Source organism: Nocardioides sp. YJ-D4 (assembly GCF_054031495.1).
In genome coordinates this window covers 3887636-3914573 of record NZ_CM132932.1, presented here as the reverse complement: position 1 = coordinate 3914573, position 26938 = coordinate 3887636, and the positions used below count along the sequence as shown (strand labels likewise).

General features: G+C 69.6%; 27 protein-coding genes, 1 tRNA gene and 1 riboswitch. Of the genes, 9 read left to right on the top strand and 19 right to left on the bottom strand.

Annotated elements, in window-relative coordinates:
- The first annotated feature begins 41 nt into the window (after positions 1-41).
- Complete coding sequence (locus tag ACW14X_RS18745; RefSeq protein ID WP_350842332.1) at positions 42-1643, top strand: AMP-binding protein; 1602 nt, start codon at positions 42-44, stop codon at positions 1641-1643.
- 118 nt (positions 1644-1761) lie between these two features.
- Here the strand turns inward: ACW14X_RS18745 and ACW14X_RS18740 are convergent, their stop codons facing one another.
- From ACW14X_RS18740 to ACW14X_RS18705, 8 genes are all read right to left on the bottom strand, one after another.
- Complete coding sequence (locus ACW14X_RS18740) at positions 1762-2682, bottom strand: SGNH/GDSL hydrolase family protein (protein ID WP_350842334.1); 921 nt, start codon at positions 2680-2682, stop codon at positions 1762-1764.
- Between the two features lie 52 nt (positions 2683-2734).
- A complete protein-coding gene (gene thrC, locus ACW14X_RS18735; RefSeq protein WP_160026856.1) occupies positions 2735-4006 on the bottom strand; it encodes a threonine synthase in 1272 nt (423 codons plus the stop codon).
- An 11-nt stretch (positions 4007-4017) separates the two neighbouring features.
- Positions 4018-4157, bottom strand: a riboswitch (SAM riboswitch).
- Between the two features lie 95 nt (positions 4158-4252).
- On the bottom strand, positions 4253-5164 hold the full coding sequence (locus tag ACW14X_RS18730; RefSeq protein WP_457162934.1) for a GlxA family transcriptional regulator: 912 nt from the start codon (positions 5162-5164) through the stop codon (positions 4253-4255).
- On the bottom strand, positions 5161-5712 hold the full coding sequence (locus tag ACW14X_RS18725; protein WP_457162933.1) for an isochorismatase family protein: 552 nt from the start codon (positions 5710-5712) through the stop codon (positions 5161-5163). Before ACW14X_RS18725 ends, ACW14X_RS18730 begins: the two co-directional genes overlap by 4 nt.
- 68 nt (positions 5713-5780) lie before the next feature.
- Positions 5781-8105: an endopeptidase La gene (gene lon, locus ACW14X_RS18720; protein WP_457162932.1), complete on the bottom strand. Its 2325-nt coding sequence runs from the start codon at positions 8103-8105 to the stop codon at positions 5781-5783.
- 85 nt (positions 8106-8190) lie between these two features.
- Positions 8191-9042: a trehalose-phosphatase gene (gene otsB, locus ACW14X_RS18715; RefSeq protein ID WP_457162931.1), complete on the bottom strand. Its 852-nt coding sequence runs from the start codon at positions 9040-9042 to the stop codon at positions 8191-8193.
- 92 nt (positions 9043-9134) lie between these two features.
- A complete protein-coding gene (locus ACW14X_RS18710) occupies positions 9135-9653 on the bottom strand; it encodes a LytR C-terminal domain-containing protein (RefSeq protein ID WP_160026838.1) in 519 nt (172 codons plus the stop codon).
- Complete coding sequence (locus ACW14X_RS18705) at positions 9654-9950, bottom strand: DUF3263 domain-containing protein (RefSeq protein ID WP_008360832.1); 297 nt, start codon at positions 9948-9950, stop codon at positions 9654-9656. It lies immediately after the preceding gene.
- Positions 9951-10068: 118 nt separating this feature from the next.
- Here ACW14X_RS18705 and ACW14X_RS18700 point away from each other — a divergent pair, with 118 nt between their 5' ends.
- Together ACW14X_RS18700 and ACW14X_RS18695 are read left to right on the top strand one after the other, a co-directional pair.
- The gene (locus ACW14X_RS18700; RefSeq protein ID WP_457162930.1) at positions 10069-11550 is read left to right on the top strand and encodes an alpha,alpha-trehalose-phosphate synthase (UDP-forming); all 1482 of its coding nucleotides are present in this window, start codon (positions 10069-10071) and stop codon (positions 11548-11550) included.
- A 27-nt stretch (positions 11551-11577) separates the two neighbouring features.
- Positions 11578-12600: a Gfo/Idh/MocA family protein gene (locus ACW14X_RS18695; protein ID WP_350842348.1), complete on the top strand. Its 1023-nt coding sequence runs from the start codon at positions 11578-11580 to the stop codon at positions 12598-12600.
- Between the two features lie 114 nt (positions 12601-12714).
- Here the strand turns inward: ACW14X_RS18695 and ACW14X_RS18690 are convergent, their stop codons facing one another.
- Both ACW14X_RS18690 and ACW14X_RS18685 read right to left on the bottom strand, forming a co-directional pair.
- The gene (locus ACW14X_RS18690; protein WP_350842350.1) at positions 12715-14265 is read right to left on the bottom strand and encodes an FMN-binding glutamate synthase family protein; all 1551 of its coding nucleotides are present in this window, start codon (positions 14263-14265) and stop codon (positions 12715-12717) included.
- Positions 14266-14329: 64 nt separating this feature from the next.
- A complete protein-coding gene (locus ACW14X_RS18685; RefSeq protein WP_457162929.1) occupies positions 14330-15325 on the bottom strand; it encodes an LLM class F420-dependent oxidoreductase in 996 nt (331 codons plus the stop codon).
- A 53-nt stretch (positions 15326-15378) separates the two neighbouring features.
- Here ACW14X_RS18685 and ACW14X_RS18680 point away from each other — a divergent pair, with 53 nt between their 5' ends.
- The 4 genes from ACW14X_RS18680 to pdxY are packed head-to-tail and all read left to right on the top strand — an operon-like array spanning position 15379 to position 18177.
- Positions 15379-16068, top strand: a complete 690-nt coding sequence (locus tag ACW14X_RS18680) for a uracil-DNA glycosylase (protein ID WP_457162928.1) — start codon at positions 15379-15381, stop codon at positions 16066-16068.
- A gap of 56 nt (positions 16069-16124) precedes the next feature.
- Entirely contained in the window at positions 16125-16685 is a 561-nt protein-coding gene (locus ACW14X_RS18675; protein WP_457162927.1) for a hypothetical protein, read from the top strand.
- A 14-nt stretch (positions 16686-16699) separates the two neighbouring features.
- The gene (locus ACW14X_RS18670; RefSeq protein ID WP_160026831.1) at positions 16700-17305 is read left to right on the top strand and encodes a rhomboid family intramembrane serine protease; all 606 of its coding nucleotides are present in this window, start codon (positions 16700-16702) and stop codon (positions 17303-17305) included.
- Positions 17306-17328: 23 nt separating this feature from the next.
- Positions 17329-18177, top strand: coding sequence for a pyridoxal kinase PdxY (gene pdxY, locus ACW14X_RS18665; RefSeq protein ID WP_008360814.1), 849 nt, complete (start codon positions 17329-17331; stop codon positions 18175-18177).
- On the opposite strand, the gene ACW14X_RS18660 is transcribed toward pdxY, so the two are convergent.
- The 7 genes from ACW14X_RS18660 to nirD form a co-directional block, all read right to left on the bottom strand.
- Entirely contained in the window at positions 18178-18582 is a 405-nt protein-coding gene (locus tag ACW14X_RS18660; protein WP_160026830.1) for an HNH endonuclease, read from the bottom strand. It abuts the gene before it with no gap.
- Positions 18583-18616: 34 nt separating this feature from the next.
- Positions 18617-18692 (bottom strand) — tRNA-Thr (locus ACW14X_RS18655).
- A 149-nt stretch (positions 18693-18841) separates the two neighbouring features.
- Complete coding sequence (locus tag ACW14X_RS18650; RefSeq protein ID WP_457162926.1) at positions 18842-20380, bottom strand: metallophosphoesterase; 1539 nt, start codon at positions 20378-20380, stop codon at positions 18842-18844.
- Between the two features lie 50 nt (positions 20381-20430).
- Positions 20431-21384 carry a 23S rRNA (guanosine(2251)-2'-O)-methyltransferase RlmB gene (rlmB, locus tag ACW14X_RS18645; RefSeq protein WP_350715564.1) on the bottom strand — a complete coding sequence of 318 codons (954 nt, stop codon included), beginning with the start codon at positions 21382-21384 and terminating at the stop codon, positions 20431-20433.
- Positions 21384-22793 (bottom strand): cysteine--tRNA ligase, encoded by a 1410-nt coding sequence (gene cysS / locus ACW14X_RS18640; protein WP_400467114.1) that lies wholly within the window; start codon positions 22791-22793, stop codon positions 21384-21386. Before cysS ends, rlmB begins: the two co-directional genes overlap by 1 nt.
- A 30-nt stretch (positions 22794-22823) precedes the next feature.
- A complete protein-coding gene (gene ispF / locus ACW14X_RS18635; RefSeq protein ID WP_457162925.1) occupies positions 22824-23306 on the bottom strand; it encodes a 2-C-methyl-D-erythritol 2,4-cyclodiphosphate synthase in 483 nt (160 codons plus the stop codon).
- Positions 23307-23330: 24 nt separating this feature from the next.
- A complete protein-coding gene (gene nirD / locus ACW14X_RS18630) occupies positions 23331-23693 on the bottom strand; it encodes a nitrite reductase small subunit NirD (protein ID WP_350715866.1) in 363 nt (120 codons plus the stop codon).
- A 249-nt stretch (positions 23694-23942) separates the two neighbouring features.
- On the opposite strand from nirD, the gene ACW14X_RS18625 reads away from it, so the two are divergent.
- Complete coding sequence (locus ACW14X_RS18625; protein WP_457162924.1) at positions 23943-24644, top strand: IspD/TarI family cytidylyltransferase; 702 nt, start codon at positions 23943-23945, stop codon at positions 24642-24644.
- Here the strand turns inward: ACW14X_RS18625 and ACW14X_RS18620 are convergent.
- The gene (locus ACW14X_RS18620; protein WP_350715568.1) at positions 24637-25245 is read right to left on the bottom strand and encodes a hypothetical protein; all 609 of its coding nucleotides are present in this window, start codon (positions 25243-25245) and stop codon (positions 24637-24639) included. The two genes, ACW14X_RS18625 and ACW14X_RS18620, sit on opposite strands and share 8 nt — an antisense overlap.
- Before the next feature lie 80 nt (positions 25246-25325).
- The gene (locus ACW14X_RS18615; RefSeq protein ID WP_008360791.1) at positions 25326-25811 is read right to left on the bottom strand and encodes a CarD family transcriptional regulator; all 486 of its coding nucleotides are present in this window, start codon (positions 25809-25811) and stop codon (positions 25326-25328) included.
- Positions 25812-26046: 235 nt separating this feature from the next.
- On the opposite strand from ACW14X_RS18615, the gene ACW14X_RS18610 reads away from it, so the two are divergent.
- The gene (locus ACW14X_RS18610; protein WP_160026822.1) at positions 26047-26895 is read left to right on the top strand and encodes a UbiA family prenyltransferase; all 849 of its coding nucleotides are present in this window, start codon (positions 26047-26049) and stop codon (positions 26893-26895) included.
- Positions 26896-26938: the final 43 nt, after the last annotated feature.

Genomic DNA, 26938 nt, shown 5'->3' with positions numbered 1-26938 from the left:
GGCTCTATCAATTGGAAGGCACGTACGTCGCTGTGTCCGCCGTGATCCCCCTCACACTGCCCGACATCCTGGAAGCGATGGCCGACGCGATCCCCGATCGCACGGCCGTCGTCACCTCCGACCGCACCTACTCGTACGCCGAGATCGACGAGCGTGCCACGCGCCTGGCCAACCACCTGTTGAGCGTCGGCCTCGAGCCGGGTGCCCAGGTCGCCGTCCACGCGACCAACCGGATCGAGTGGGTCGACGCCCTCTACGGGTGCCTCAAGGCCCGCACCATCCCGGTCAACATCAACCACGCCTACCGGCGCGACGAGCTCGCCAGGACGTACGCCGCCACCGACTGCGTCGCAGCCATCGTCTCCCCCGAGTTCACCGACGATCTCGACGAGCTCGACCTGAGGCTCGACCACCGCGTCGTCCTGGGTCCCGACTACGACGCCAAGGTCGCCGCGGCGTCCAAGGAGCGGCCGACGGTCGGACGTACGCCCGGCGACTGGCACATCATCTTCACCACCGGCACCACGGGCACCCCGAAGGGTGCGGTCTGGCGCCAGGAGGACCTGATCTGGGCCGCACTGAACACCGTCCGCCGCAACGCACCGATCCCGTCGGTCGAGGGGCTCGCCGCCGAGGCGGCCGCTCGTGACTCGGGTGTCGTCCTGCTCGCCGGCGGACCGCTGCTGCACGGGCAGAGCCAGCTGCTGCTCCTGCGGGCACTGGTCGCGGGTGGCACCGCGGTGCTCGACACCTCGCCCACCTTCTCCGCCGAGGCCTTCCTCGACCTCGCCGAGCAGGCCGGCGCGACCGCGATCACGCTGCTGGGCGACGCCCAGGCGCGGCCGGTGGCCAACGCCCGGCTGACCGGCAAGAAGCGCTGGCCGCTGCGCTCGCTCGCCGGGGTCTCCAACACTGCGGCGCCGCTCTCCGACGGCGTCCTCGGCACCCTGCGCAACGCCTTCGCCCGCCGGGTCATCGTCGACTCCTACGGCACCCTCGAGACCGGCGTCACCGGCTCCCGCGCCGACGACGGATCCCCGCTCGTGCCCGGCGAGGCGCGGTTCATGGTGGGCCCGGAGGTGGAGGTGTTCAACCCCGACCTCACCCCGGCGGCTCCCGGCGTCGAGGGCCTGCTGGCCCGCTCCGGCCCCTCGGCTCTCGGCTACTACAAGGACAACGCCCGCTCCGCCACCGCGATCAAGCTGATCGACAACCGCCGCTGGACCTTCCCCGGCGACCTCGCCCGCCGCGAGCAGGACGGCTCGATCACCCTGCTCGGCAGAGCTGCCACGCTCGTACGCACCGGTGACCTCGAGATCCACCCCGAGACCATCGAGGGCGTGCTCCTCGCCCACGAGGACGTCGTCGACGCCGCCGTCTTCGGCATGCCCCACCCGCGCTGGGGCCAGCAGGTCGCGGCGCTGGTGCAGCTGACCCCGTCGACCGAGACGACCGCTGCCGACCTGCGCAAGCACGCCCGCGACCGGCTCGGGGAGTCGCACGAGCCCAAGCTCGTCCTGCTGGTCGAGTCGGTGCCGCGTACGCCTGCGGGGACCGTCGACTACCGCGCCGCCACCGGCCTCACCGCCGACATGCTCAGCACCGGCGGCAAGAGCCCGGAGGACGTGGCAGCCGAAAAGTAGCCGAGTCGGCGCAACTGCCCCGCCGCCGGACACCGAGTCGGCGCGAATGTCCCAAGCAGCTGGGACATTGGCGCCGACTCGGGATCGTTTAGCGGGACAGACGCGCCGAGTCGGCGCGTTACGACGAGCCGACTCGACCGGTGTTCGTGTCGGGATCCGGCGGCTCGGTCGCCTCGGGCGGGAGCTCGGGCAGGTGGTGTCCGAACGGGACCTGCTGGATCTGCCCGAGGGCAGCGAGGACGGAGGGCAGCATCGCCTTGGCGGTGCGCTTGTAGCCCATCGCGCTGGGGTGGAAGTGGTCGATCGCGAACATCTCGTCGGGGTTCGTGATGAAGAACGGCCCGACCACGTCGGAGAGTGAGACCACGTGGGCACCCTTGGCCAGCGCGGTCTCCCGCTGGCCGTCGGCCAGCTGCTTGGCGATCCTGCGCCCGAGCGAGCGCAACGGCTGGGGCAGCGGCCTGACCGCGCCCACGTCCGGGCAGGTTCCGACCACGACCTCGGCGCCACGCTCGCGCAGGGCGTCGATGACCTCCCCCAGCACCCGGGTGGAGTCCTTCTGCGGCACCCGGTGGGTGACGTCGTTGCCACCGACGATGACCACCGCCACGTCGGGCCGGTAGCCCTCCGGCAGCGACTCGAGCTGCGCGGGGACCATCGACGTCTCGGCGCCGACCACGGCCGCGGTACGCAGCCGCACCGGCCTCAGCAGAGCCTTGGCCGTGCCTTTGGCCAGCCGGGCTCCAAGGGTGCCGCCCCTGGTCTCCGCGCCCAGCCCGGCGGCGATCGAGTCGCCGAGGATGAGGAGCTCGACCGGCGTACCTCCGTAGGTCTTCTTGTAGACCTTGTCGGCGTCGATCGCCTCCTCGCCGAGCGGCTTGCCGATCACGTCGCGCGCGTGCGCCGCCTGTCTCTTCAGCAACGTCACGAACCCGGCACCGGCCGCCGCACCCACCACACCGACTGCGCCGGCGACTCCAGCGGTGGCGGCGACCATGCCGAGCCACCTGGCCTCTTCACTCGTCTTCGCGCTGCTCACATTCCTTATCTGTAGCGCACGAGTGTGAACGCAAGGTTCCTTGACGAAGGTCCTACGCCTGGGAGAGCCCGGCTTCCTCGAAGGCGTCGTAGTTGGGGGCGATGGTGGCGCGGGGGCCGACGATGCCGCTGACCGCGTCGAGGGTCTTGAGACCGTGGCCGGTGTTGATGATCACCGTCTCCAGGCTCGGGTCGAGCAGACCGTTGTCGACGAGCTTCTTGGTGACCGCGAGCGTGGTGCCACCGGCGGTCTCGGTGAAGATGCCCTCGGTGCGGGCCAGGAGCACGATCGCGGCGCGGATCTCGTCGTCGGTGACCTCCTCGACAGCACCGCCGGAGGAGCGGGTGGCGTCGAGGACGTAGATGCCGTCGGCCGGGTTGCCGATGGCGAGCGACTTGGCGATCGTGTCGGGCTTGACCGGGCGGATGGCGTCGACGCCGGCCTTGAACGCGGTCGCGACCGGGTTGCAGCCGGTGGCCTGGGCGCCGAAGATCCGGTAGGGCTTCTCCTCGACCAGACCGAGCTTGATCAGCTCCTTGAAGGCCTTGTCGACCTTGGTCAGCTGGGATCCGGAGGCCACCGGGATGACGATCTGGTCGGGCAGGCGCCAGCCGAGCTGCTCGGCGATCTCGAAGCCGAGCGTCTTGGAGCCCTCGGCGTAGAAGGGACGTACGTTGACGTTCACGAACGCCCAGCCGTCCTCCTCCGCGGCGATCTCCTGCGCGAGCTTGTTGACGTCGTCGTAGTTGCCGTCGACGGCGATCAGGTTGTCGGTGAAGACGGCGGAGTTGACCTGCTTGGGCTGCTCGAGGTTGCTGGGGATGAAGACGGCGGTGGGGATCCCGGCGCGGGCGCCGGCGGCAGCGACGGCGTTCGCCAGGTTGCCGGTCGAGGGGCAGGCGAAGACCTTGGCGTCGAGCTCGCGGGCGGCGCTCAGAGCACAGGCGACCACGCGGTCCTTGAAGGAGTTGGTCGGGTTGGTCGAGTCGTCCTTCACCCAGATCTTCTCGATGCCGAGCTCACGCGCGAGGTTCTTCGCGTCCAGCAGCCGGGTGAAGCCGGGCTCGGTGTTGGGGCTCTGCTCGATGTCGTCGGGCACCGGCAGCAGGGCCTTGTAGCGCCAGATGTTGCGGGGTCCGGCCTCGATCTCCTCGCGGGTCACGGCCGGGAAGTCATAGGCCACCTCCAGTGGCCCGAAACACTCCGGACAGGCGTAATGCGGTCCGAGCTCGATCTGGTGCCCACACTCCCGGCACGACAGCGCCGAGGCGTTGCCGAAAGCGCCCTCGCGCAGGCCCTTCGTCTCCGTGGTCGCAGCGCTCATGAGAAACCTCCTCCTCATCTTCCCCGATCACGTCTCTCGCGCCGGGCCGGAATTAGCACCTGCTCCACGCCCTACCCGATGGCCGGGAGGAGGCTCGTGGTCGGTTGCCGGGACTTCACTGGGCCGTTCCCTCAGTCCCTCTCGATGAGCGATACCGATCGTACGGCAGGCAACTTGCCTGAAACACACCCGGGTTCCACTCCGCGGACCAAGTGTCCACCATCTGGACGCCGACGGGGTCTTCGGTCAGCGGGCTCGGAGGCGGCGCAGCATCCGGGCGTCGTCGAAACCGACCGCTCGAGCGGCCGACTCCATCGTGGTGCCCGCGGCCAGCAGATGGTCGGCCCGTTCACGACGGAGAGCCTGCTGATAGCGGAGCGGAGTCAGACCGGTCGCCGCGACGAAGGCGCGGGTCAGGGTGCGTTCGCTCACCCCCGCACCGTCCGCCAGAGCGGAGAGCGGGAGCGGCTCGGCGAACCGGGCGTCGATGACGTCCTGCACGTGGTGGACGGTGTCGTCGAGATGGTTCCGGTGGCGCAGCAGGACGCTCTCCTGCGGCTGGTCCCCGTTGCGTCGCGCGTAGACGACCATGTCGCGGGCCACGCGAGCCGCCAGCGCCGGTCCGTGGCGCACCGCGAGCAGGTGCAGGCTCAGATCGATGCCGCTGGCGATGCCTGCTGACGTCACGATCCGGTCATCACTGGTGAAGAGCACGTCGCGCACCACCCGGGCCTTCGGATAGCGCCGTGACAGCGCGTCCTGGAGATCGTGATGAGTGGTGCAGCGACGTCCGTCGAGGAGGCCCGCCTGCCCGAGGGCGTCGGCGCCGGCACAGACGCTGGCCACCTCGCCCCCGGCCGCATGATGGGCGCGCAGCCGCTCGGCGGCCTCACGGCTGAGCCGGGGGCCGGCGACGAGGTCGTACGCCGCCCGCCAGCCCGGCACGACGAGCAGGTCACCGGGGTCGAGATCGGGCCATTCCGCGGTGGCCGTCAGCGGCAGACCCTGTGCGGAGAGAACCTCCCCCGGCTCGGCACCCGCGACGTACGCGAGGTCGTAGGGGTGTCCGAGGTTGCCCGCGGTGTGGAACGCCTGTGCCGGCCCGGCGAGATCGAGCAGATGTACGCCGGGCAGCAGCACGAACACGACCGCGGTCATGCCGCAGATGCTGCCACAGCCTCCAGATCATCGATGGTCGCGATCGTCGCGAACCGGCCGCTGAGCACGAGCTTCGTACGCTCGACGACCTCCTCGGCCGAGAGCCCGCCCAGCGGCTCGGTGGTGACGGCATCGGCGACATAGGTGACCCGATAGCCGAGGTCGGAGCCGACCCGCGCCGTGGTCTCGACGCACTGTTCGGCGCGGATCCCGCACACCACGAGCTCGGTGATCCCGCGCTCGGTCAGGACCTGCTGCAGGTTGGTCGTGGTGAAGGCGTTGTGGGCGGTCTTGCGCAGCTCGACATCGCCCGGCTCGGGGCCGCTGAGCCCGTCGAGGTAGCGAACGAGGCCCGACTCCGGGTCGAAGACGCCGCCGCTGCCGGGCTCGGTGTGGAGCACCCAGACCACCAGGTCGCCCGCGGCCCGCGCGAGGCCCACCAGCCGGTCGGCTCGGTCGGCGATGTCGGGGTGAAGAGTCTGCTGCCATACCTCCCGCTGCCGGAAGGACTCCTGGATGTCGATGACGAGAAGCGCTCGGTTGCTCATGTCCCCAGTGTGCGAGCTGCCCGCTCGACGCACGAGGCATCAAGCGGGCAGCATCCGGAACGATCCGGTCAGGCAGCGGCAACCGTGCTCTGGGTGGTGGCCTCTCCCTCGGCAGGCGCGAGGGCGCCGCGTACGACATCCCTGACATCGCTCACCAGGTTGATCTTCAGGGCCTGCTTCACCTCGTCGGGGACCTCGTCCAGGTCGGGCTCGTTGCGTTGGGGCACGAAGACCTCGGTCAGGCCGGCTCGCTGGGCGGCGAGCAGCTTCTGCTTGAGGCCGCCGATGGGCAGCACCCGCCCGGAGAGCGAGACCTCACCGGTCATGCCGACCTCGCTGCGCACCGGGCGACCGGTGGCGAGAGAGGTGAGCGCGGTGACCATCGTGATGCCGGCGCTCGGGCCGTCCTTGGGGACCGCACCCGCGGGCACGTGGACGTGGAGCGAGCGGTCGAGCACAGCCGGGTCGACGCCCAGCTCATCGGCGTGCGAGCGGACGAAGGAGAGCGCGATCTGCGCGGACTCCTTCATCACCTCGCCGAGCTGACCGGTGATGTTGAGGCCGGTCTGCCCCTCGGCCGAGGACGCCTCGATGAAGAGCACGTCCCCACCGAGCCCGGTCACCGCCAGTCCGGTGGCGACCCCCGGGACGGAGGTACGCTCCGCCGACTCCGGCGTGAACCGCGGCCGTCCGACCAGGTCCTTGAGGTTGTCCAGGCCGATCTCGACGTGCTCCGCACCGGTGGCCAGCCGCGTCGCCACCTTGCGCAGCGCCTTGGCGATGAGCCGCTCGAGCTGGCGTACGCCCGCCTCGCGGGTGTAGTTCGCGGCCAGCTCACGCAGGGCGTCGTCGGTGACCGTGGCCTCCTCCGAGGTCACCGCGGCGCGCTCGAGCTGCCGGGGCAGCAGGAAGTCACGGGCGATGGCGACCTTGTCGTCCTCGGTGTAGCCGTCGATCGTGACCAGCTCCATCCGGTCCAGCAGCGCCGACGGGATCTGGTCGACCACGTTGGCGGTGGCGATGAACAGGACGTCGGAGAGGTCCAGGTCCAGCTCGAGGTAGTGGTCGCGGAAGGTGTGGTTCTGCGCCGGGTCGAGCACCTCCAGCAGCGCAGCGGCAGGGTCACCCCGATAGTCCGAGCCGACCTTGTCGACCTCGTCCAGGAGCACGACCGGGTTCATCGAGCCGGCCTCCTTGATGGCCCGCACGATCCGGCCGGGCAGAGCCCCGACATAGGTACGCCGGTGACCACGGATCTCGGCCTCGTCGCGGACACCGCCCAGCGCGACCCGGACGAACTTCCGTCCGAGCGAACGCGCGACCGACTCACCCAGCGACGTCTTGCCGACCCCTGGCGGGCCGGCGAGCAGCACCACGGCACCGGAGCCACGGCCACCGATGACCTGCAGGCCCCGCTCGGCACGTCGGGTCCGCACCGCCAGGTACTCCACGATCCGGTCCTTGACCTCCTCGAGGCCGTGGTGGTCGGCGTCGAGCACCTCACGAGCCGCGACCACGTCGGTCGAGTCCTCGGTCCGGACCGACCACGGCAGCTCCAGCACCGTGTCCAGCCAGGTGCGGATCCAGGCGGTCTCGGGGTTCTGCTCGGAACCACGCTCGAGCTTGTCGACCTCGCGCAGCGCGGCCTCGCGTACGGCCTCGGGGAGGTCGGCGGCCTCGACGCGGGCCCGGTAGTCGTCGGACCCCTCGGGCTCGCCCTCGCCGAGCTCCTTGCGGATCGCCGCGAGCTGCTGGCGCAGCAGGAACTCCCGCTGCGTCTTCTCCATGCCCTCGCGTACGTCCTCGGCGATCTTGTCGCTGACCTCGGACTCCGCGATGTAGTCCTTCGCCCAGGCGATCACCTTCTCGAGCCGCTCCTCGACCGACGGCGTCTCGAGCAGCTCACGCTTCGCCTCGTCGTCGAGGTAGGGCGCGTAGCCGGCGGTGTCGGCGATCTCGGACGGCTCGGTGAGCCGGTTGACCTGGTCGATGACCGGCCACGCCTCGCGACGCTGGAGCACCGCGACGACCAGCCGCTTGTACTCCTCGGCCAGCTCCTTCGCGTGCTCCGTGGTCGTCTCGGTCGCGCTCTCGACCTCGACCCACAGCGCAGCACCGGGTCCGGTCACGCCGGAGCCGATCTTCGCGCGGCCGACGGCCCTCAGCACCGCTGCGGGCTCACCGCCCCGGAACCGGCCGACGCGCTCGATCGTGGCGACAGCGCCGTACGTCGCATACCGGTCCCCCAGCCGCGGCGCGACCAGCAGCCGGCTCTCCGAGCCGGCCCGGGCGGCGTCGATCGCAGCCTGCGCGGCCTCGTCGAGCTCGATGGGCACGACCATCCCCGGCAGGACCACGGCATCCGAGACGAACAGCACAGGAAGCTTGTCCATTTGCGGACCCTCCTAGAAGAGTTGAGTGATACTGGCTCAACTTCTGGGAGCAACCGGATGTTCCCTCCGGTTATCGTGTTCGCTGTCAGCGGACGGCGTCGTCGGTCAGCTCACGCAGCAGCCCCAGTACGCCTTCCGGCCCCTGCACCTCGAGATCGGCGAGATCCGCGAGCGGACCCCGGTCGGGCCCGGCGTGGGAGTAGACGAGCAGCGTCGCCGATCCGGTGGTCTTTCCCCAGGCCCTGACCGCCTCGAACGCCTCGATGTCACCCAGATCGTCGCCGCCGAACAGGATCGCACCGGGCGAGACCTCCGAGATCAGCGTGTCGATCGCGTGACCCTTGTGCGTGCCAGGGGCACGCACCTCGATGACCTGCTTGCCGGGCTCGATCACGAGCCCGTGCTCGCCGGCCAGCTCGGTCAGCGGCGGAAGCAGGCGCGCGGCGAGGCCGTCAGGGTCGGGGAACCGGCGAGTGTGCACCCCGACGGCGAGACCCTTCTCCTCGATGTAGGCCTCCTGCGCCCCGTGAGCGGCGAGCACCTCCGGCAGCGCCGCCTCGAAGGCGGCCAGCCCCTCGGGCGGCGGCGGGCCGACGACGACCCGGTCGGCACCGCTCCAGCGCTCGTTGCCGTACTGCCCGAAGACGTACAGCTCCTTGCCCTCCTCCGCGAGCGCGTCGGCGATCGCGGCCAGCCCACCGAGCTCGACGACCTGTCCGGCCGGTCGGCCGGTGACGATGGCCAGTGCCTTCACCCGGGACGCGAGCGCGATCAGGACCGCGGCCGCGTCCGGATGGATCCGAGCCGCAGCCGGATCCTCGACGATCGGGGAGAGCGTGCCGTCGAAGTCGAGACCGACGAGGGTCTCGGCGGCAGCAGCCGCGATCGCGGCGTACTTCTGCTCTCCTGCGGTGCCATCAGGCTGGAGTTCGGCCATGCCTCAACTGTGACACGGCAACCACCTCGGAGCCGACCGCGAGGTCGCCGCCGTGCGGTAGATCACACACCCTCGACAACGGCCGGAAAGGCTCAGAGAGCCCCGGTCAGAACCACCGTCAACCGGTCGCCCTTCATCGAGCCCTCGACCGACACATGGGTGCGTTTGATGCCGAGGTCATCCGCGAGCTGTTGACCCTCGCGCTTCATCTCGCTCGGGTAGTAGACGGTGTTCTCCGGGATGGAGCCCATCCAGTTGTCCTCGCCGACGACGTTCCACCCGACCGTGGTCGCCTTGGCCGCGACCTCACCGGCCAGGCCGGCGATGTTGGTGTTGTTGTAGACCTCGACGCTGACCTTGGCACGGTCGACGGGCGAGGGCTCGGCCTTCGCCGGCTTCTTCTCCTCCGCCTTGGCCGCCTTCGGCGAGGCGGACGCCGAAGCCGAGGGGCTGCCGCCGGCCTGGGCGATCTCCTTGCCCTCGTCTCCGTCACCACCGGTGATCCAGAAGATGATCACCGCAGCGACCACGGCCACCACGCTCAGCGCGATGACGGGTGTGGGGAGCGCAACGCCACGCTCACCCTTCGAAGGACGTACGCAGCCGGTCATTCAGACCTCGAAACCGAGCCGTCTCGCCGAGCGCTGACGCTGCCGGGCCGCGCGGAGCCGCCGCAGGCGGCGTACCAGCAGAGGGTCGGCCTCGAGGGCCTCCGGCTTGTCGATGAGAGCGTTGAGCACCTGGTAGTAACGGGTGGCGGACATGTTGAACGCCTCGCGCACAGCGGCTTCCTTGGCTCCGGCGTACTTCCACCACTGACGCTCGAAGTCGAGGATCTGCTTGTCTCGCTCGCTGAGGCTCGAGGGGTCCTCGCCTGGGCCTGTGACCTGCACGTTGACAGCGCTCATTCCTCGTCCCCCGGTGTCGTCTGCATCTGCCCACACCCTAACGCGCCGAACTACACCGCTGTGGTTCACCCTCCCGGCGTGTTACTCGACAGGTATTCACTTCAGGGGGCCGGAAGTCATGGGTGGAACGACTCGGCGCCGAACCTGGCGCCGGTCCATTACAGTCGGAGATGTGCAGGCTGACCTGGTAATCGTGGCCAATCGGCTCCCCGTGGATCGTGTGGAGATGCCGGACGGAACGAAGGCGTGGCGGCGCTCCCCAGGAGGCTTGGTCAGCGCCCTCGAGCCGGTCCTGCGGGCCAACGACGGTGTCTGGATCGGCTGGCCAGGCGGCACCGACGAGGACCTCGAGCCGTTCGAGGACGACGGGCTCCACCTGCTGCCGATGACGATGACCGCTCAGGACATCGAGGAGCACTACGAGGGCTTCTCCAACGGCACCCTGTGGCCGCTCTACCACGACGTCGTGGCCAAGCCGGAGTTCCACCGCGAGTGGTGGGACGGCTACCAGCGCGTCAACCAGAGGTTCGCCGAGAAGTGCGCGGAGGTCGCCGCAAAGGGCGCGACCGTCTGGGTGCAGGACTACCAGCTCCAGCTGGTCCCGCAGATGCTGCGCGAGCTCCGCCCCGACCTACGCATCGGCTTCTACCTGCACATCCCGTTCCCACCGGCCGAGCTCTTCCAGCAGGTCCCCTGGCGCCGCCAGCTCCTCGAGGGCCTCCTCGGCGCCGACCTGGTCGGCTTCCAGCTGCCACAGGCGGCCCAGAACTTCGTCCGCCTGGTGCGCCAGCGCGTCGGCCACAAGACCCATCGTGACCTGGTCTATCTCCCTGACGGCCGCACCGTGCACGCCGCCGCCTTCCCGATCTCGATCGACTTCGTGGGCTTCGACGAGATGGCCCACGACGAGGCCATCAACCAGCGTGCCAAGGAGATCCGCCAGCAGCTCGGCGACCCCAAGAAGATCCTGCTCGGCGTCGACCGGCTCGACTACACCAAGGGCATCTACGCCAGGCTGCGCGCCTACGGCGAGATGCTCCGCGACACCGAGCTCGACGTCGAGGACGCGATCTTCGTCCAGGTCGCGGTGCCGTCGCGGGAGCGCGTCGAGCAGTACCGCAAGCTACGCGACGACATCGACCGCCTCGTCGGCCGGCTCAACGGCGATCTCGGCCGCATCGGCCGTCCCGCGATCTCCTACCTCCACACCTCGCTCCCCCGTGCGGAGATGGCCGCGCTCTACCGCGCCGCCGACATCATGGTCGTCACTCCCTACCGCGACGGCATGAACCTGGTCGCGAAGGAGTACGTCGCCTGCCGCTACGACAACGACGGCGCCCTCGTGCTCTCCGAGTTCGCCGGCGCGGCCGAGGAGCTGCGCCAGGCCTGGCTCGTGAACCCCTACGACATCAACGGGATGAAGGCCGCGCTGCTCGAGGCGTACAAGGCCGAGCCGAAGGAGCTCACCCGCCGGATGCGGGCGATGCGCAAGCAGGTCGCCTCCAAGGACGTACGTTACTGGGCCGACTCCTTCCTCGAGGAGCTCGCCGGGGTGCAGGGCAGCCACACCAAGAACGTCCTTCCGCCCAACGCCCACTAGGACCGGCCAGGTGGCTAGAGTCGTCGCGTGACCACCAACTCTGACCCGATCAGGTGGGGAATTCTCGGCACCGGCCGGATCGCCCACTCCCTCGCCACCGATCTGATGCTCGTCCCCGACGGCCGGCTCGCGGCCGTCGGCTCCCGGAGCACGGAGTCCGCGGAGACGTTCGCGAAGGAGTACGCCGCCAACGGCCCGGTCCGCGCGCACGGCTCCTATGAGGAGCTCGCCGCCGACGAGGACGTCGACGTCGTCTATGTCGCCTCCCCCCACTCCCACCACCTCGAGCACGCCACCCTCATGCTCGAGGCCGGCAAGCACGTGCTGTGCGAGAAGGCGCTGACGCTCAACGCCGCCGACTCGCAGAAGATGGTCGACCTGGCCATCTCCAAGAAGCTCTTCCTCATGGAAGCCATGTGGATGGCGACCAACCCGATCATCCGGCGCCTCGTCACCGACGTGAAGTCGGGCCGCTTCGGGGTCCCCCGACACGTACACGCCGAGCTCGGCTTCGTCGCCGACCCCGAGCAGCACCAGCGCCTCCTCGACCCCGCGCTCGGAGCCAGCGCGCTGCTCGACATGGGCATCTACCCGCTCACCTTCGCCCACCTGCTCTTCGGCGAGGCCCGCGCGCTGACCGCTCAGGCCAACATCGGCACCGGGGCCGACGGCGGCACCTTCGACCTCGACCTGGTGATGACCGGGAAGTACGCCGGCAACGAGCTCTCGACCATGGTCTCCTCGGTCACCTCCTACTCCTCGCGCTCGGCGGCCATCGCCACCGACCAGGGCCGCATCGAGCTGACCGACTTCCACCACCCGTCCTCGGCGGTCTTCAAGCCCGCCAACGGCGACGAGCCCGTCGAGATCGTCGGCGACGAGCCCGTCATCGGCGCGGCGTACGGCAACGAGATCGCCGAGGTGCAGCGCTGCCTGCGCGAGGGTCTTCTGGAGTCCCCGCTGGTGCCCCACAGCCAGACGCTCAGCCTGATGCGCCAGATGGACATGATCCGCGAGTCCATCGGCGCCCGCTACGCGAGCGAGTCCTGACGAGACGTCACCCCCGCAGGCCGAGACGTCAGCTGCGTCGGTCGAGTTGGCACCCAGGTGCCGACTCGACCGACGCGAGTGACGTCTCGGCCGACGTACCTGACGGCTCGGCTCTCAGGCGGTGTTCGGCTTCTCGTTGAACGTACGGTGCGGCTGCACGACGGCGAGGAGCTCTCGGGCGATCTCCGGGCCGAGGGCGCCCCAGTGGTCCTTGTAGCCGTAGACACCGGCGAGGGTGCGTGACTCGTAGTCGCCGTTCATGACCTCGATGTCGTGGGGCGTGATCAGACCGGGATGGGCGACGCCGACGGCGGCGGAGACCTTCGTCAGCTCCCTGCGCAGGGTCCTGAGGTAGCTGGCGCAGCGGTCGCCCTTGTCCAGCGGGTCGAGGCCGCCGGAGAGCCACTTGCTCTGCGTCGCCACGCCGGTGGGGCAGGTGTCGTCGTGGCACTTCTGAGCCTGGATGCAGCCGATCGACATCATCGCCTCGCGGCCGACGTTGACCATGTCGGCGCCGAGCGCGAAGGCGACGGCGGCGTTCTCCGGCAGGCCGACCTTGGCCGAGCCGATGAAGGTGACCGAGTCGGTCAGGCCGAGCTCGGCGAACGTGCCGTAGACCCGCGAGAAGCCGATCCGGTACGGCATCGCGACCGCGTCGGAGAAGATCAACGGCGCGGCGCCGGTGCCACCCTCGCCGCCGTCGACGGTGACGAAGTCGACGCCCCGCTCCCCCGACCGCATTCTGGCGGCGAGCTCCCGCCAGAACTCCATCTCACCGACCGCCGACTTGATGCCGACCGGCAGCCCGGTCTCGGCGGCGATCATCTCGACGAAGTCGAGCATCGAGTCGACGTCGTGGAAGGCGGAGTGGCGAGACGGAGACACGCAGTCCTTGCCGACCTCGATGCCGCGGATCGCGGCGATCTCCGGGGTCACCTTGGCCGCCGGCAGCAGGCCACCGAGGCCGGGCTTGGCGCCCTGGGAGAGCTTGATCTCGATCGCCTTGACCGGCGCGGTGGCGACCCGCTCCTTGAGCCGATCGATCGAGAAGGTGCCGTCCGCGTTCCGGCACCCGAAGTACGCGGTGCCGATCTGCATCACCAGATCCGCACCACCTTCGAGGTGGTAGGACGAGATGCCGCCCTCGCCGGTGTTGTGCATCGCGCCGGCCTTGAACGCACCCCGGTTGAGCGCCGTGATCGCCGGCCCGGACAGCGACCCGAACGACATCGCCGAGATGTTGACGACCGACTCCGGCCGGAACGCCTTGGCGCGCCCGCGCGGACCTCCGAGCACCTTCGCCGACGGGAGCCTGGCGGCCCGGTCGTGGTCGTCGGGCAGGGAGTCGGCGAACGTACGGTGCTTGATGTGGATGTGGCCCTGGGTGTGCTCGATGTCGTTGTCGGTGCCGAAGCCGAAGTAGTTGTTCTGCTCCTTGGCCGAGGCGTAGACCCAGCGCCGCTGGTCGCGGCTGAAGGGCCGCTCCTCGTCGTTGCCGGTCACGATGTACTGCCGCAGCTCCGGCCCGATCTTCTCCATCAGGTAACGCGCGTGCCCGATCACCGGGAAGTTCCGCAGGATCGCGTGCTTGCGCTGGGTGAGGTCGCGCGCGGCGACCACGCCGGCGGCAACTGCCACTCCCCCGAGGAGGGTCGTCATCTTCATGTACGTCTTCCTACCGGGCGGTCTCCTCGATGTAAAAGTCCGCGACCGTGTCGCCGGCCGTCGCTCAGGCGAACTCGGGAACGACCTTCGACTCGAAGAGCTCGATCGAAGAGCGGTCGTAGGCGGCGTCGCCGAAGTAGGTGATGGCGTACGTCATCCCCAGCTCCTCCATCGACTTCAGCTTCTCCACGATCTGCTCGGGCGTGCCGGCCAGCCCCTGGACGCCACTGCGGCGGGCATGCTCCGCGCCGGCGGCCTCTCCGAGCGACTTGGCGAGGTGGTCGGCGTACCAGTCGATCTTGTCCTGGACGTCCTTCTCGGTCTCACCGACGAAGACGTTGTAGTTGGACGAGCGGGTGATCTCCGAGAAGTCGCGGCCGAGGTTCTCGCAGTGCGCCGCGAGGATGTCGGACTTGGACTTGAACGTCTCCGGGTCGCCGGCGAAGTTGGTGTAGTCGGCGTACTGGGCCGCGATCTTCAGAGTCACCTTCTCGCCGCCGCCGGCGATCCACAGCGGGATGCCGGATCGGCCCTGCTGCAGCGGCAGCGGCTGACAGATGGCGCCGTCGACCTGGTAGTACTTCCCGTCCAGCGACGAGACACCCTTGGTCCAGGCCTGCTGGAAGATCTGGACGCCCTCGCGGAGCATCCCGAGACGGTCGCGCGCCTCGGGGAAGCCGTAGCCGTAGGCCCGCCACTCGTGCTCGTACCAGCCCGCGCCGATGCCCATCTCGACCCGGCCGCCACTGATGTGGTCGGTGGTCGCGGCGACCTTCGCCAGGTAGGCCGGGTTGCGGTAGGACATGCACGAGCACATCTGCCCGAGGCGCACCCGTGACGTCACCGCGCCCAGCCCCGCCATCAGCGACCAGGCCTCATGGGTCGCCTGGTCGGACGGCTCCGGGGTGGTGTGGAAGTGGTCGTAGACCCAGACCGACTCCCACGCCTCGCCCGAGTCGGCGTGCAGCGCGAGTTCCTTCATCGTCGTCCACTGGTCCGCCGGGTCGATGCCGACGAGGTCAAAGCGCCATCCCTGCGGGATGAAGAGTCCGAACTTCATGCATCCAACCTATCCAGCGCCGGTGTGGGTGGCGAACGATATGTTGAGCGACTATGAGCGCACTCGCCGGACTCGTGGACAAGGGCCTGATGGCTGCCGACTGGGCCGAGGCGCTGGCGCCGGCCGAGCCGCAGATCGAGCAGATGGGCCGCTTCCTGCGCGACGAGCTGGCGGCCAGGCGTCCCTACCTTCCCGACGGCGACCGGATCTTCAACGCCTTCCGGCGCCCGCTGCGGGACGTACGCGTCCTGATCGTCGGCCAGGACCCCTACCCGACCATCGGGCACCCGATCGGGCTCAGCTTCGCGGTCGAGAAGGACGTACGTCCGCTGCCGGCGTCGCTGCGGAACATCTATGCCGAGCTGGCCACTGACTTGGACCTGAAGATGCCCGAGCACGGTGACCTGTCGACCTGGGCCGACCGCGGGGTGATGCTGCTCAACACCTCGCTGACGGTGCGGCCGGGTGCTCCCGCCTCCCACTCGAAGAAGGGCTGGGAGGAGGTCACCGGCCGGGCGATCGACGTCCTCGGCCGACGCGGCGGACCGCTGGTCGCGATCCTGTGGGGCCGGCACGCGCAGAATCTCGAGCCACGGCTCAACGGGGTGCCCGCGATCAAGTCCGTCCACCCCTCGCCGCTCTCCGCGCGCCGGGGGTTCTTCGGGTCCCGGCCGTTCTCCCGCGCCAACGCCCTCCTCATCGAGCAGGGCGGTTCCCCGGTCGACTGGTCCCTTCCCGATTAGGCTCTGCCTGATGAGGGTCGCCCCATCGGCCCATCGGCGCGGTGAACGGGGGTCACGTGGGCGAGAACACGACCGGACCGACGCTGTCGGTGTCACGGCGGCTCAAGATCGGCGGGACCATCGTCGTCGTCCTGATAGCGGTCTGGGCCGCTGTGCTCGGCGGACGGACCCTCCTGGAACGGGCCGGTCCTCCGGAGTACCCCGCGACCGACGTACGCGACTGGGCGACCTTCGCCGACCACCTCGTCCTCGGCACCGCCGGCCCTGACGACGCGGACCGGCTCGAGGTCACGACCATCCTGTGGAGCCGGCAGGGAGCCCACCCGATCGGCCGCGGGATCAACCTCGACGCCGACATGACCGAGGGCGAGGCGTACGCCGTGCCGGTGGCCTGGCTCGAGGGCGGCGGTGGACGCTGGGTGGCGCTGGCGGCCGAGGCGGTCCTGCCCCTCGACGGCGGGCGGATCACCGGGGGTGGCCAGACCTGGGCGGCCGACCACGCCGGGGAGTCGCCCCGGGGCCTCGCCACCGAGCTCTACGAGACCGGTCCGCACCCGGCCGCCGTCCCCTACCTCTATGAGAGTCTCGAGCAAAGACTCGCCGCTGTGGAGCGGTAGGTAAGATTTCAAGCGTGAGCCAGGACTCCCCCACGCGGCCCCAGCGCGCCAACTGGCTTCGGGCCGGCATTTGGTCGCTCGGTTTCGTCGCCCTGCTCTGGGTGCTCGAGGCCACCGACTACATCAGCGGACACCAGCTCGACACGCTGGGCATCCAGCCGCGCACCGATGCCGGCCTGCTCGGCATCGTGTTCGCCCCGGTGCTCCACTTCGGCTGGGCCCACCTCTACGGCAACACCCTGTTCGCACTCGTCCTCGGCTTCCTGGTGCTCGCCTCGGGCGTCGGCCGCGGGATCGTGGCGACACTCATCATCTGGGTGGTCGGAGGCGTCGGCGTCTGGCTGATGTCGCCCCCGGGCAGCATCACCGCCGGCACCTCGATGCTGATCTTCGGCTGGCTCGTCTACCTGATCCTGCGCGGCCTGTTCAGTCACCGCGTCGGCCAGATCGTCATCGGCGTACTCATCTTCCTGGCCTGGGGCAGCCTGCTCCTGGGCGTCCTCCCGGGGCAGACCGGTGTCTCCTGGCAGGGTCACCTCTTCGGCGCGATCGGTGGCGCGCTGGCGGCCTGGCTGCTCAACGACCCGCCCCAGAAGCAGGCCCAGAAGAAGCCCGCCTGAACCGGCTGATGGAGACTGGCGCCATGCAGATCCTCTCCATCCAGTCGCACGTGGCCTTCGGCTACGTCGGCAACTCGGCGGCAGTCTTCCCGATCCAGCGCCTCGGTCACGAGGTCTGGCCCGTGCTCACGGTCAACTTCTCCAACCACACCGGCTACGGCGAGTGGCGTGGACCGGTCGTGGCCGCCGACCAGGTCGCCGAGGTCATCGAGGGGATCTCCGAGCGTGACGGTCTGTCGACCGTCTCCGCCGTGCTGTCCGGCTACCAGGGCGACCCGGCTGTCGGCGCGATCATCCTGGATTCCGTACGCCGCGTGAAGGCGCTCAACCCGCGCGCCCTCTACTGCTGCGACCCGGTGATGGGCGACGTCGGGCGCGGGATGTTCGTCCGTGAGGGCATCCCGGAGTTCATGCGCGACGAGGTCGTGCCCGCCGCCGACGTGATCACGCCCAACCACTTCGAGCTCAACTTCCTCGCCGGCCTCGAGTCGACCGACACGCTGCAGGAGGTGCTCGCCGCCGTCGACATCGTCCGCGAGTCCGGCCCGTCCAACGTGCTGGTGACCTCGGTGATCACCAAGGACCCGACCCATCTCGACCTGGTCGCCGTCTCCGACGAAGGCGCCTGGTCGGTCACCACTCCCCTGCTCCCGATCTCCCCCAACGGCGGCGGTGACGTCACCGCGGCGGTCTACCTCTCCCACCTGCTCTCGACCGGCTCGACGCCGGCAGCCCTCGGCCGCACCGCGAACACCCTCTTCGCCATCCTCGACCGGACGTTGAAGTCGGGCCGTCGCGAGCTCGAGCTCGTCGCCTCCCAGGACGACATCGCCAACCCGCCGACGACGTACGAGGTCACGCAGCTCCGCTGATCAGTAGGACTTGCCGTCGGCGTACCGCTGTCGCCGCCAGGCCCTGCCACTTCCCCGGTTCTTGGCCTTGTACGTCGGCAGCTGGCTGTCGCAGTTCGGGCAGAGGAGCCGAAGGTTCTCACGTCGGTTGTTCGACGCGTCCCCGTCTATGTGGTCCAGCACGAAGGCGAGTTCCAAGCCATTCCACTCGGCGGGGATGGCACAGATCGCGCACAGGCCCTCCTGCTGCTCGAGGACATAGTCACGGATGTAGTGGCGACGCTTGCTCAGGGCCTTGCCGATCCCGGTCGCCAGCCACTCCTCGACCATGCGCTTCTGCTTGACCTGCATCTGGCAGGCGTTGCTGCAGTAGATCTTCTGGTGGCGCTGGGTAAGTTCTCGCCCGCACCCCAAGCATCGGCTCATGGCAATGACTGTATGGCCGACCACCGACATTTCGTGGAGCCGGTGACAGGAGTCGAACCCGCGACATTTCGCTTACAAGGCGAACGCTCTACCAACTGAGCTACACCGGCATGCCGTACGTCTCCGCAACGGCGGGACAATCGTAGCCAGTCATTGGCCCGAGTGCGCATCCGGCGTGCCGTCCTGACCGTGACGCGCGCCGAGGAAACCCGTTGAAAACACGTGCAGGGAGACCTACGAGTCCGGGCGCGAGCGGGGTCTAGGGGCTCGCGTCGCTCGTCCCCGGCGGGGCGTCCAGCGGGACGTACTCGTGGGCGGTCAGGGCGCCGTTGGTCTCCAGCTCGACGGACTGGAGACCGACGGGGAGCCCGTCGGCGTAGGTGATCAGGGTGACCTCGGCGGTGCGGCGGATCTTCCCCATCGCGAAGGCGTACGCCGCGCCGCCCGTGGTGCCGTTGGTGTAGGTCCAGCCGATCTCGCCGTTCTCACCGGTCACCTCGCTCGGCCCCAGGTGGACGTGGCGGTGGCCGCCGACGACGAGGGTCGCGCAGCCGCGTCGCAGCGTCTCGCGTCCAAGGGAGGGGTCGTGGACGAGGAGGGTCGCGACGGGCTTGCCCTCCTCCATCGAGGCACAGGCGATGTCGGCCAGCTTCTCGCCGGCCTCCTCGAGGGTGACGCCCTTCTCGTCGATCCAGTTGCCGAGGCCGCTGGTGCGCGGGTCGGGGACGCCCAGGAGCGTCGAGCCGCCGGGGCCGTCGACGACCTCGCCGTCGAGCATGGTCCAGCCCCGGTCGGCGAGGTAGTCACCGACCGTCGGGCCGTAGTCGTGGTTGCCGGTGACCGCCCACTTGTCCAGGCCGTCGCTGGCGTCGGTGAGCGAGTCGAGGGAGAAGGTCTCCCAGTCGGATCCGGTCGAGGTGTCGTCGCCGGCGTCCAGGATGCCGGTCGCGCCGCCCTCATCGGCGATCGCGCGGACCACGGAGTCCATGCCGACGTTGTCGTGGCGGTCGGAGACGAGGACCGACACGGTCTCGTCCTCGCCCGGCTCGCGCAGCGCCAGGTCCGGGACCTTCTCCACGACCTTCTCGTAGAAGGTCCGGCTGGAGTTGTAGGTGTCGACGGCGCTGGCCACGAGCCGGCGGGTCTGGTTGGCGTAGGCGTCGCCGCGGACCTCCACCTCGGCCAGTTCCTCGGGCACGGGGATCGCCGCGCCGAGGAAGTCGGCCAGCGGAGTCCATTCGCCGGCGACCGGTCCGGCCTCCTTGTCCGCGGCAGGCGCTCCGGCCTCGCCCCAGGGCTGCCAGACCGCGGCCGCGATCACCGCCACCGCGACCACGCCGATGCCCGCGGTGGTGAGACCGCGCCGGGTGCGGGCCGACTCCTTGATGTGTCTGCGCAGGTCGGCCCGGCGTTGGGAGCCGGGCAGCCACCACAGCACGACTCCCCCGGCGACGATCGCCAAGGAGACCGCGGCGCCGCGGACCACGGCCGCGACGAGCATCGACTCGACCTGCTCCACCACGACCGCGCGCTGGCCGGCGGGGGCCGACCCGAGGACCGCGTAGCGCTCGAAGAGCTCGTCCATCGACCGCAGCTCGGTCTTCCCGAGGGTCACGTCGACGCCGACCGGGCCGCCGACGTCCAGACGTACGTCAGGCAGCACCGGTCCGGTGTGGATGACCGCCTTCCCCGACAACGTCGGGCGCAGGACCGAGTCGTGGCCGGCCAGGACCACCTGGCGTTCGCTGGACAGGAAGAGCCACGCGCTCAGCGCCACGGCCAGCACGAGCCACAGCACTCCGAGCCCCGCCCAGACGGCGAGGCCCCGAAACAGAGTGCGGCGAGAGATCAGCGGCGCGCCTCCGCGACCGCGTAGAGCACGACCGACGCAGCGACGCCGGCATTGAGGGACTCTACGGAGTTGGCCATCGGGATCGACACTATCTGATCGCAGGTCTCCTGGACCAAGCGGGACAGCCCACCACCCTCGGCACCGACGACGATCACCAGCGGACCATCGGCGAGGCCCTCGGGGGCACCCAGCTCGGGCAGCGTGATGTCACCCTCCATGTCGAGCCCGACGACCATGCAGCCGGCCTCCTGGTAGGCCTTCAGCTGCCGGGTCAGGTTGACCGTCTGCGCGACCGGGATCCGCGCCGCGGCGCCGGCGCTCGTCTTCCACGCGGCGGCGGTCATCCCGGCCGCACGCCGCTCCGGGATCACCACGCCATGGGCACCGAAGGCCGCGGCCGAGCGCACGATGGCGCCCAGGTTGCGCGGGTCGGTGACCTGGTCGAGAGCGACGATCAGCGCCTTCTCCCTGACCTCGGCCGCGCGGTCGAGCAGGTCGTCGGCGTGGGCGTACTCGTAGGCCGGGATCCGCGCCGCGAGCCCCTGGTGGCCGTTGAAGCCGGTGAGCCGGTCGAGCTCGACCTTGGTCACCTCGAGCAGCGAGATGCCCTTCTCGGAGGCGAGCATGAACGCCTCGCGCAGCCGGCCGTCGCGCTCGGCACCCTCGGCGACGTAGAGCCCGTTGACCGGTACGTCCTCACGCAGTGCCTCGACCACGGAGTTGCGTCCGATGATCCACTCGGCGTCGCCGGCGGCCCGCTTGCGCGGACCCTTGTTGCGCTGCTCCGCGGCCTGAGCCGCCTTGTGGGCCTTGTGATAGGGCCGGTCCTTCGCCTTCGGCGTCGGGCCCTTGCCCTCCAGGCCCTTGCGCCGGTTGCCGCCGGTGCCGACCTGGGCACCCTTCTTACGCCCCTTCGCGATCGCTCCGCGACGCTGGGAGTTGCCTGCCATCAGTTAACGCTCCATTTCGGACCCTCAGGGGTGTCCTCGATCTCGATCCCGGCGTCCTTGAGCCGGTCTCGCATGGCATCGGCGCGGGCCCAGTCCTTGGCGGCGCGCGCCTCGGCGCGCTCGGCCAGGACCCCGCGAACAAGTACGTCGAGCGCGCCGGTCAGCTTCTCGTCATCACCGCTCGCCGGACCCCACGCCGGGTCGGCGGGGTCCAGACCGAGCACGTCCAGCATCGCGCGGACGCTCGCAGCGACCCCGCGCAGCGCCGGACTGTCGCCGTCGGCGAGCAGCTTGTTGCCCTCGCGGACGACCTCGTGCAGGGCGCCCACGGCGGCCGGGGTGCCGAGGTCGTCGTCCATCGCGTTGACGAAGTCGGCGCACGGGACGCCGTCTCCCGGGATCTCACCGATCGCAGCCGCCGCGCGCTCCAGGAAGCCTTCGATCCGCTGGAATCCGGCTGCGGCCTCCTCGAGCGCCTCGAAGGAGAACTCGACGTGGGACCGGTAGTGGGCCGCGACCAGGTAGTAGCGCAGCTCGATGCCGCGTACCTTCTTCAGGACCTCGGGGATGACCAGCGAGTTGCCCAGCGACTTCGACATCTTCTCGCCGGAGGTCGTGATCCAGGCGTTGTGCAGCCAGTAGCTCGCGAAGGGCCGGCCGGCAGCGCGCGACTGGGCCTGCTCGTTCTCGTGGTGCGGGAAGCGCAGGTCGATGCCACCACCGTGGAAGTCGAAGGCGGGACCGAGGTACTTCCCGGCCATCGCCGAGCACTCGATGTGCCACCCGGGCCGTCCCAGACCCCAGGGCGAGGGCCAGGAGGCGGTCTCCGGCTCGGAGACCTTCCGGCCCTTCCACAGCGCGAAGTCACGTGGGTCGCGCTTGCCGCGCGGGTCGGCGTCGGCGGCGGCCTCCATGTCGTCGACCTTCTGCCCCGACAGCTCGCCGTAGGAGGGCCAGGAGCGCACGTCGAAGTAGACGTCCGCAGAGCCGTCCTCGGCAGCGTAGGCATGGCCCTTCGCGATCAGCTCCTCGATCAGCGCGATGATCTCGGGGATGTGACCGGTGGCCAGCGGCTCGTAGGTCGGCCGGGCGACGTTGAGCGAGGCGTACGCGGCGTCGAGCTCGCGGTGCATGGTGTAGCCGAGGTTGTACCAGGGACGTCCCTGCTCGGCCGACTTCGCCAGGATCTTGTCGTCGATGTCGGTCACGTTGCGGATGAAGGTGGTCTCGTAACCCGACGCCCGCAGCCACCGCTGCAGCACGTCGAAGTTCACCCCGCTCCGCACGTGCCCGACGTGCGGCTCGCTCTGCACGGTCAGGCCACAGACATAGAGCGACGCCTTGCCGGGCTGCAAGGGGGTGAAGTCACGTACTTCACGGGTCGCCGAGTCGTAGAGCCTGAGTGCCATGCCCCAAGTCTAGGGACGTACGCGGGTTCCCTACCTATCGCGACGCACGATGAGCGCGGTAGCGATCGCGGCGACACCCTCGCCGCGGCCCGTGAGCCCGAGGCCGTCGGTGGTCGTGGCGGTCACGGCGACCGGCGCGCCCGCCGCCGCGGAGAGCGCCTCGTTGGCCTCGGCCCGCCGGGGACCGATCTTGGGCCGGTTGCCGATCACCTGCACGGCGACATTCCCGATCTCGAAGCCGGCCTCACGGACGCGGCGCGCGGCCTCGGCCAGCAGGACGACTCCGGCCGCCCCCGCCCACTCGGGCTCGGAGGTGCCGAAGTTGGACCCCAGGTCGCCGAGCCCCGCGGCGGAGAAGAGCGCATCGCAGCAGGCATGGGCGGCGACGTCCCCGTCGGAGTGCCCGGCGAGACCCTGCGGCTCGTCGGGGAAGGCGAGACCGGCCACATGCATCGGGACACCGTCGGCAAGGCTGTGTACGTCGGTCCCGATGCCGATCAGAGGAAGCTGCACGCTCCGCAGTCTCCCAGATAGGGCTCAGGCAGCCTTTCGGTGGCCGACGTGGATGAGCCCGTCGACGACCCGGACCTCGTAGGCGGGGATGGTCACGTGCGGGTCGTCCAGGCACTGTCCCGTACGCAGGTCGAACCCGTGCCGGTGAGCGGGCGAGGCCACGAACGGCACCCCGTCGCGCACCCCGACGATGCCCTTGGCGATCACCGACGCCTTGGCGAACGGGTCGTGGTTCCCCAGGGCGTAGACGACGTCGTCGGGCATCCGGAAGATGGCGATGGCCTGCCCGTGGACCAGTGCCGTGGCGCCGCGCTTCACCTCGAGCGCGTCGACCGGGCAGACGGACTGCCAGTCACCCTGGTCGTCCCGCTGGGCATGAGCACTCATGCCGGCGCCTCCGTGGAACAGGGCCAAGAATACGGATCCGCCGGCCTGAGGCCGATGGTCGCTCGCTGGCGCTCGCTCATGACGTCGCCGGCCCGAGCCGCTTCGTCCACATTCGTCGGGTCCTCCCTTCGGTGGATTTGAACCGTAGGACGCGTGAGGGACACCTCCTGTTTCGCTCTGTTACGCGTACGTAAACACCAGCGCCCAGCCCATCGGCCGTCTTCGCCGCCGAACGGATAGCCTCCAGGGGTGCCTGCCGCTCTCGTCCTCCTGGCCGCCGGATCCGGCACCCGCGTCGGAGCCGCCACCAACAAGGTGCTGCTCCCGCTCGACGGGTCCGACGATCCGGCCTCCTCAGCCCTCGGCCTCTCGCTCCGGACCGCCCTGGCCGTGCCCGACGTGCGCCGTCTCGTCCTGGTCGTACGCAGCGGCGACGAGGAGGCGGTCGCGGCCGTCGCCCAGCCCCTGCTCGGGGACCGTGAGGTCGTGATGGTCGCCGGCGGCGAGACCCGGCACGCCTCCGAACAGGCCGCACTGGCCGTGCTCCGGGCCGACATCGAGGCCGCCGGCGAGGACGGGATCGACGTGGTCGCGATCCACGACACCGCCCGGCCGCTGGTGTCACCCGAGCTCTTCTCCGTGGTCATCGGCGTCGCCCGCAAGCACGGTGGTGCCATCCCCGCCGCCCCGCTCAGCCACCTCTCGACGCGTGACCTGCAGCCGGTGGCAGGTCCTCTCGTCGGCGTACAGACACCGCAGGCATTCCGCGCGGCCGACCTGCTGGCCGCCTATGCCCAGGCCGCGGCCGACGGCTTCGACGGCACCGACACCGGCGCCACCCTGGAGCGCTACGCCTCCGGCGTACGCATCGTCGCCGTGCCCAGCTCGTCGCTGAACCTCAAGGTCACCTTCGCCGATGACCTGGGCGCGGTCGGGAAGCTGCTCAGCTGACGGCGCTGACCGACAGCGCCTCGAGCAGGCGTACGTCGTCCTCGGAGGCGACGCGGCGGCCGACCGGCGGCGCCTCGACCGAGACGACCGGGAACCGGCGGGCCAGCGAGCCCGCGATCTCGGCGAAGTCGCCGGAAGGCCAGTCGTCCAGGGCCGCGACGACGGCCGGGGGCAGCACGATCGGCGAGGCGACCGAGACCAGCGAGGTGCGGTCGATGGTCGCGCCGAGCACCGGCACCCCGTCCTCGATGGCCAGGTTCTTGACCGTGTCCGTGACCGGGCGTACGCCGACGACGACCGCCTCGCGCGCGAGCGCGGTCGAGACACAGTGAGCAATGAAGGCCGGCGGGGTCATCGGGCACAGCGAGTCGTGCAGGACCAGCGGCTCCTCGGCCTCGACCATCCCGTCCCACGAGGTGGTGAAGTCGACGGGCGTCACGCCGGACTCGCCCAGGGACCAGGTCGCTGCGGCGACCAGCGCCTCACCGTGGATCAACGCGAACGGCAGCGAGCCTCGACCGTCATCGGCGACGAACCCGAGGGCCGGCGGAACCTCGGCAGTCTCGTCGATCTCGTCGTAGTCGGCGTAGGGGTCCTCCATGAGAGTCACCGTATCCACAATCAAAACGCGAAACAGGCCCCGGGTTTCCCCGGAGCCTGTAACGCAGACCGAAACCAGCGTCAGCTGGCCAGCACCTCATCGAGGAGGACTTCAGCCTTGTCTTCGTTGGTGTGCTCGCACAGCGCGAGCTCCGAGACGAGGATCTGGCGTGCCTTGGCGAGCATGCGCTTCTCCCCGGCGGAGAGGCCACGGTCACGCTCACGACGCCACAGGTCACGCACGACCTCGGCGACCTTCATGACATCGCCGCTGTGCAGCTTCTCCAGGTTTGCCTTGTAACGACGCGACCAGTTGGTCGGCTCTTCGACGTGCTCCGCACGAAGCACCTCGAAGACTCGATCAAGCCCGTCCTTGTCTACGACGTCTCGAACTCCGACGAGCTCGAGGTTGTTGGCCGGAACACGCACCACGAGGTCCTGCTGAGCGATGATGCGGAGGACCAGATACTGCCGCTCCTCGCCCTTGATGGTGCGCATCTCGATGTCTTCGATGACGGCCGCGCCATGGTTCGGGTATACGACGGTCTCGCCGACGGTGAAAGTCATATTTTTAGGTACCCCTTCCTAGGGCTATAAGTCTACCACGGATCTTAGAATTCGGATTCCGTGTTTGCGCAGGTCAGGGGCTCAATCTGGGGTTGACAGATTGATAACTTGTGTGGTTCCGCGCGCGCAGGCCCGTCGAACGTGGCAGCATGGCTGATTTCGAAACGACTCCGAAATCTCGCCGTAGCCAGCCTGTTGTCCTGCGCGGCTCGGCCGAGTGCCCGATACTGCCGCCATGGCGAATGCATCGCAGAGCGCCCCCAAGACCATCTTCACCGTGTCGTCGTCGCACGCCCAGGATCAGGACCCGGAAGAGACGCAAGCCAGTGCGTCGGCCGTTCCTGATGCCCCGGCGGGCCGAGCAAGCGTCATGGACAAGGTGGGCAACTGGGCCCCGTTCCTCCTCATCCGCTCCACCCACCCCCGCCAGGCGGTGCTGACCGCCATCGGCCTGTCGGTGGCGGCCGTCCTCGCCGGGCTGACGACGCGCGAGGTCACGCTGATCGCGGTCACCGTGCTCGTCGGCCAGGCCGTTCTCGGCTGGCACAACGATCTCGTCGACCAGGCCGTCGACCGTCGTCACGAGCGCGAGGGCAAGCCGATCTCGGACGGCCGTCTCGAATCGGGCAGCGTCTGGTTCGCGCTGTGCTGCGGCGTACTGCTCGTCATTCCGCTCTCGGTCACCTCGGGCACCGTCGCGGGGCTGTTCTACCTCGGCTCGCTGGTCCTCGGGATGCTCGCCAACGTACTGCTCCGCAAGGGCCTCTTCTCCTGGGTCCTGTGGGCGGCGGCCTTCGCCTGCTACCCCGGATACCTCTCGTACGCCGGCTGGGCCGGTGAGTCCGCGGGCGGACCGCCGCACTGGGTGATGGTCGCGCTCGCCGCGGCGCTCGGTGTCGGCGTGCACTTCCTGACCGCGCTGTGGGGCCTGGTCGCCGACAACGAGGACAAGTGGACGTACCTGCCGCTCAAGGCCGGGCTGAAGCTCGGGGCCGGCAAGCTCCTCCTCGTCACGCTCGTCTACATCGCCGTGGTGATCGCCGGGATGCTGTACGCCGCGAGCGCCGTCGGACTGCGTGCCTGACCCTTTTCCGAGATCGCGGGATCGGGCGGATAGAGTGTCGCGC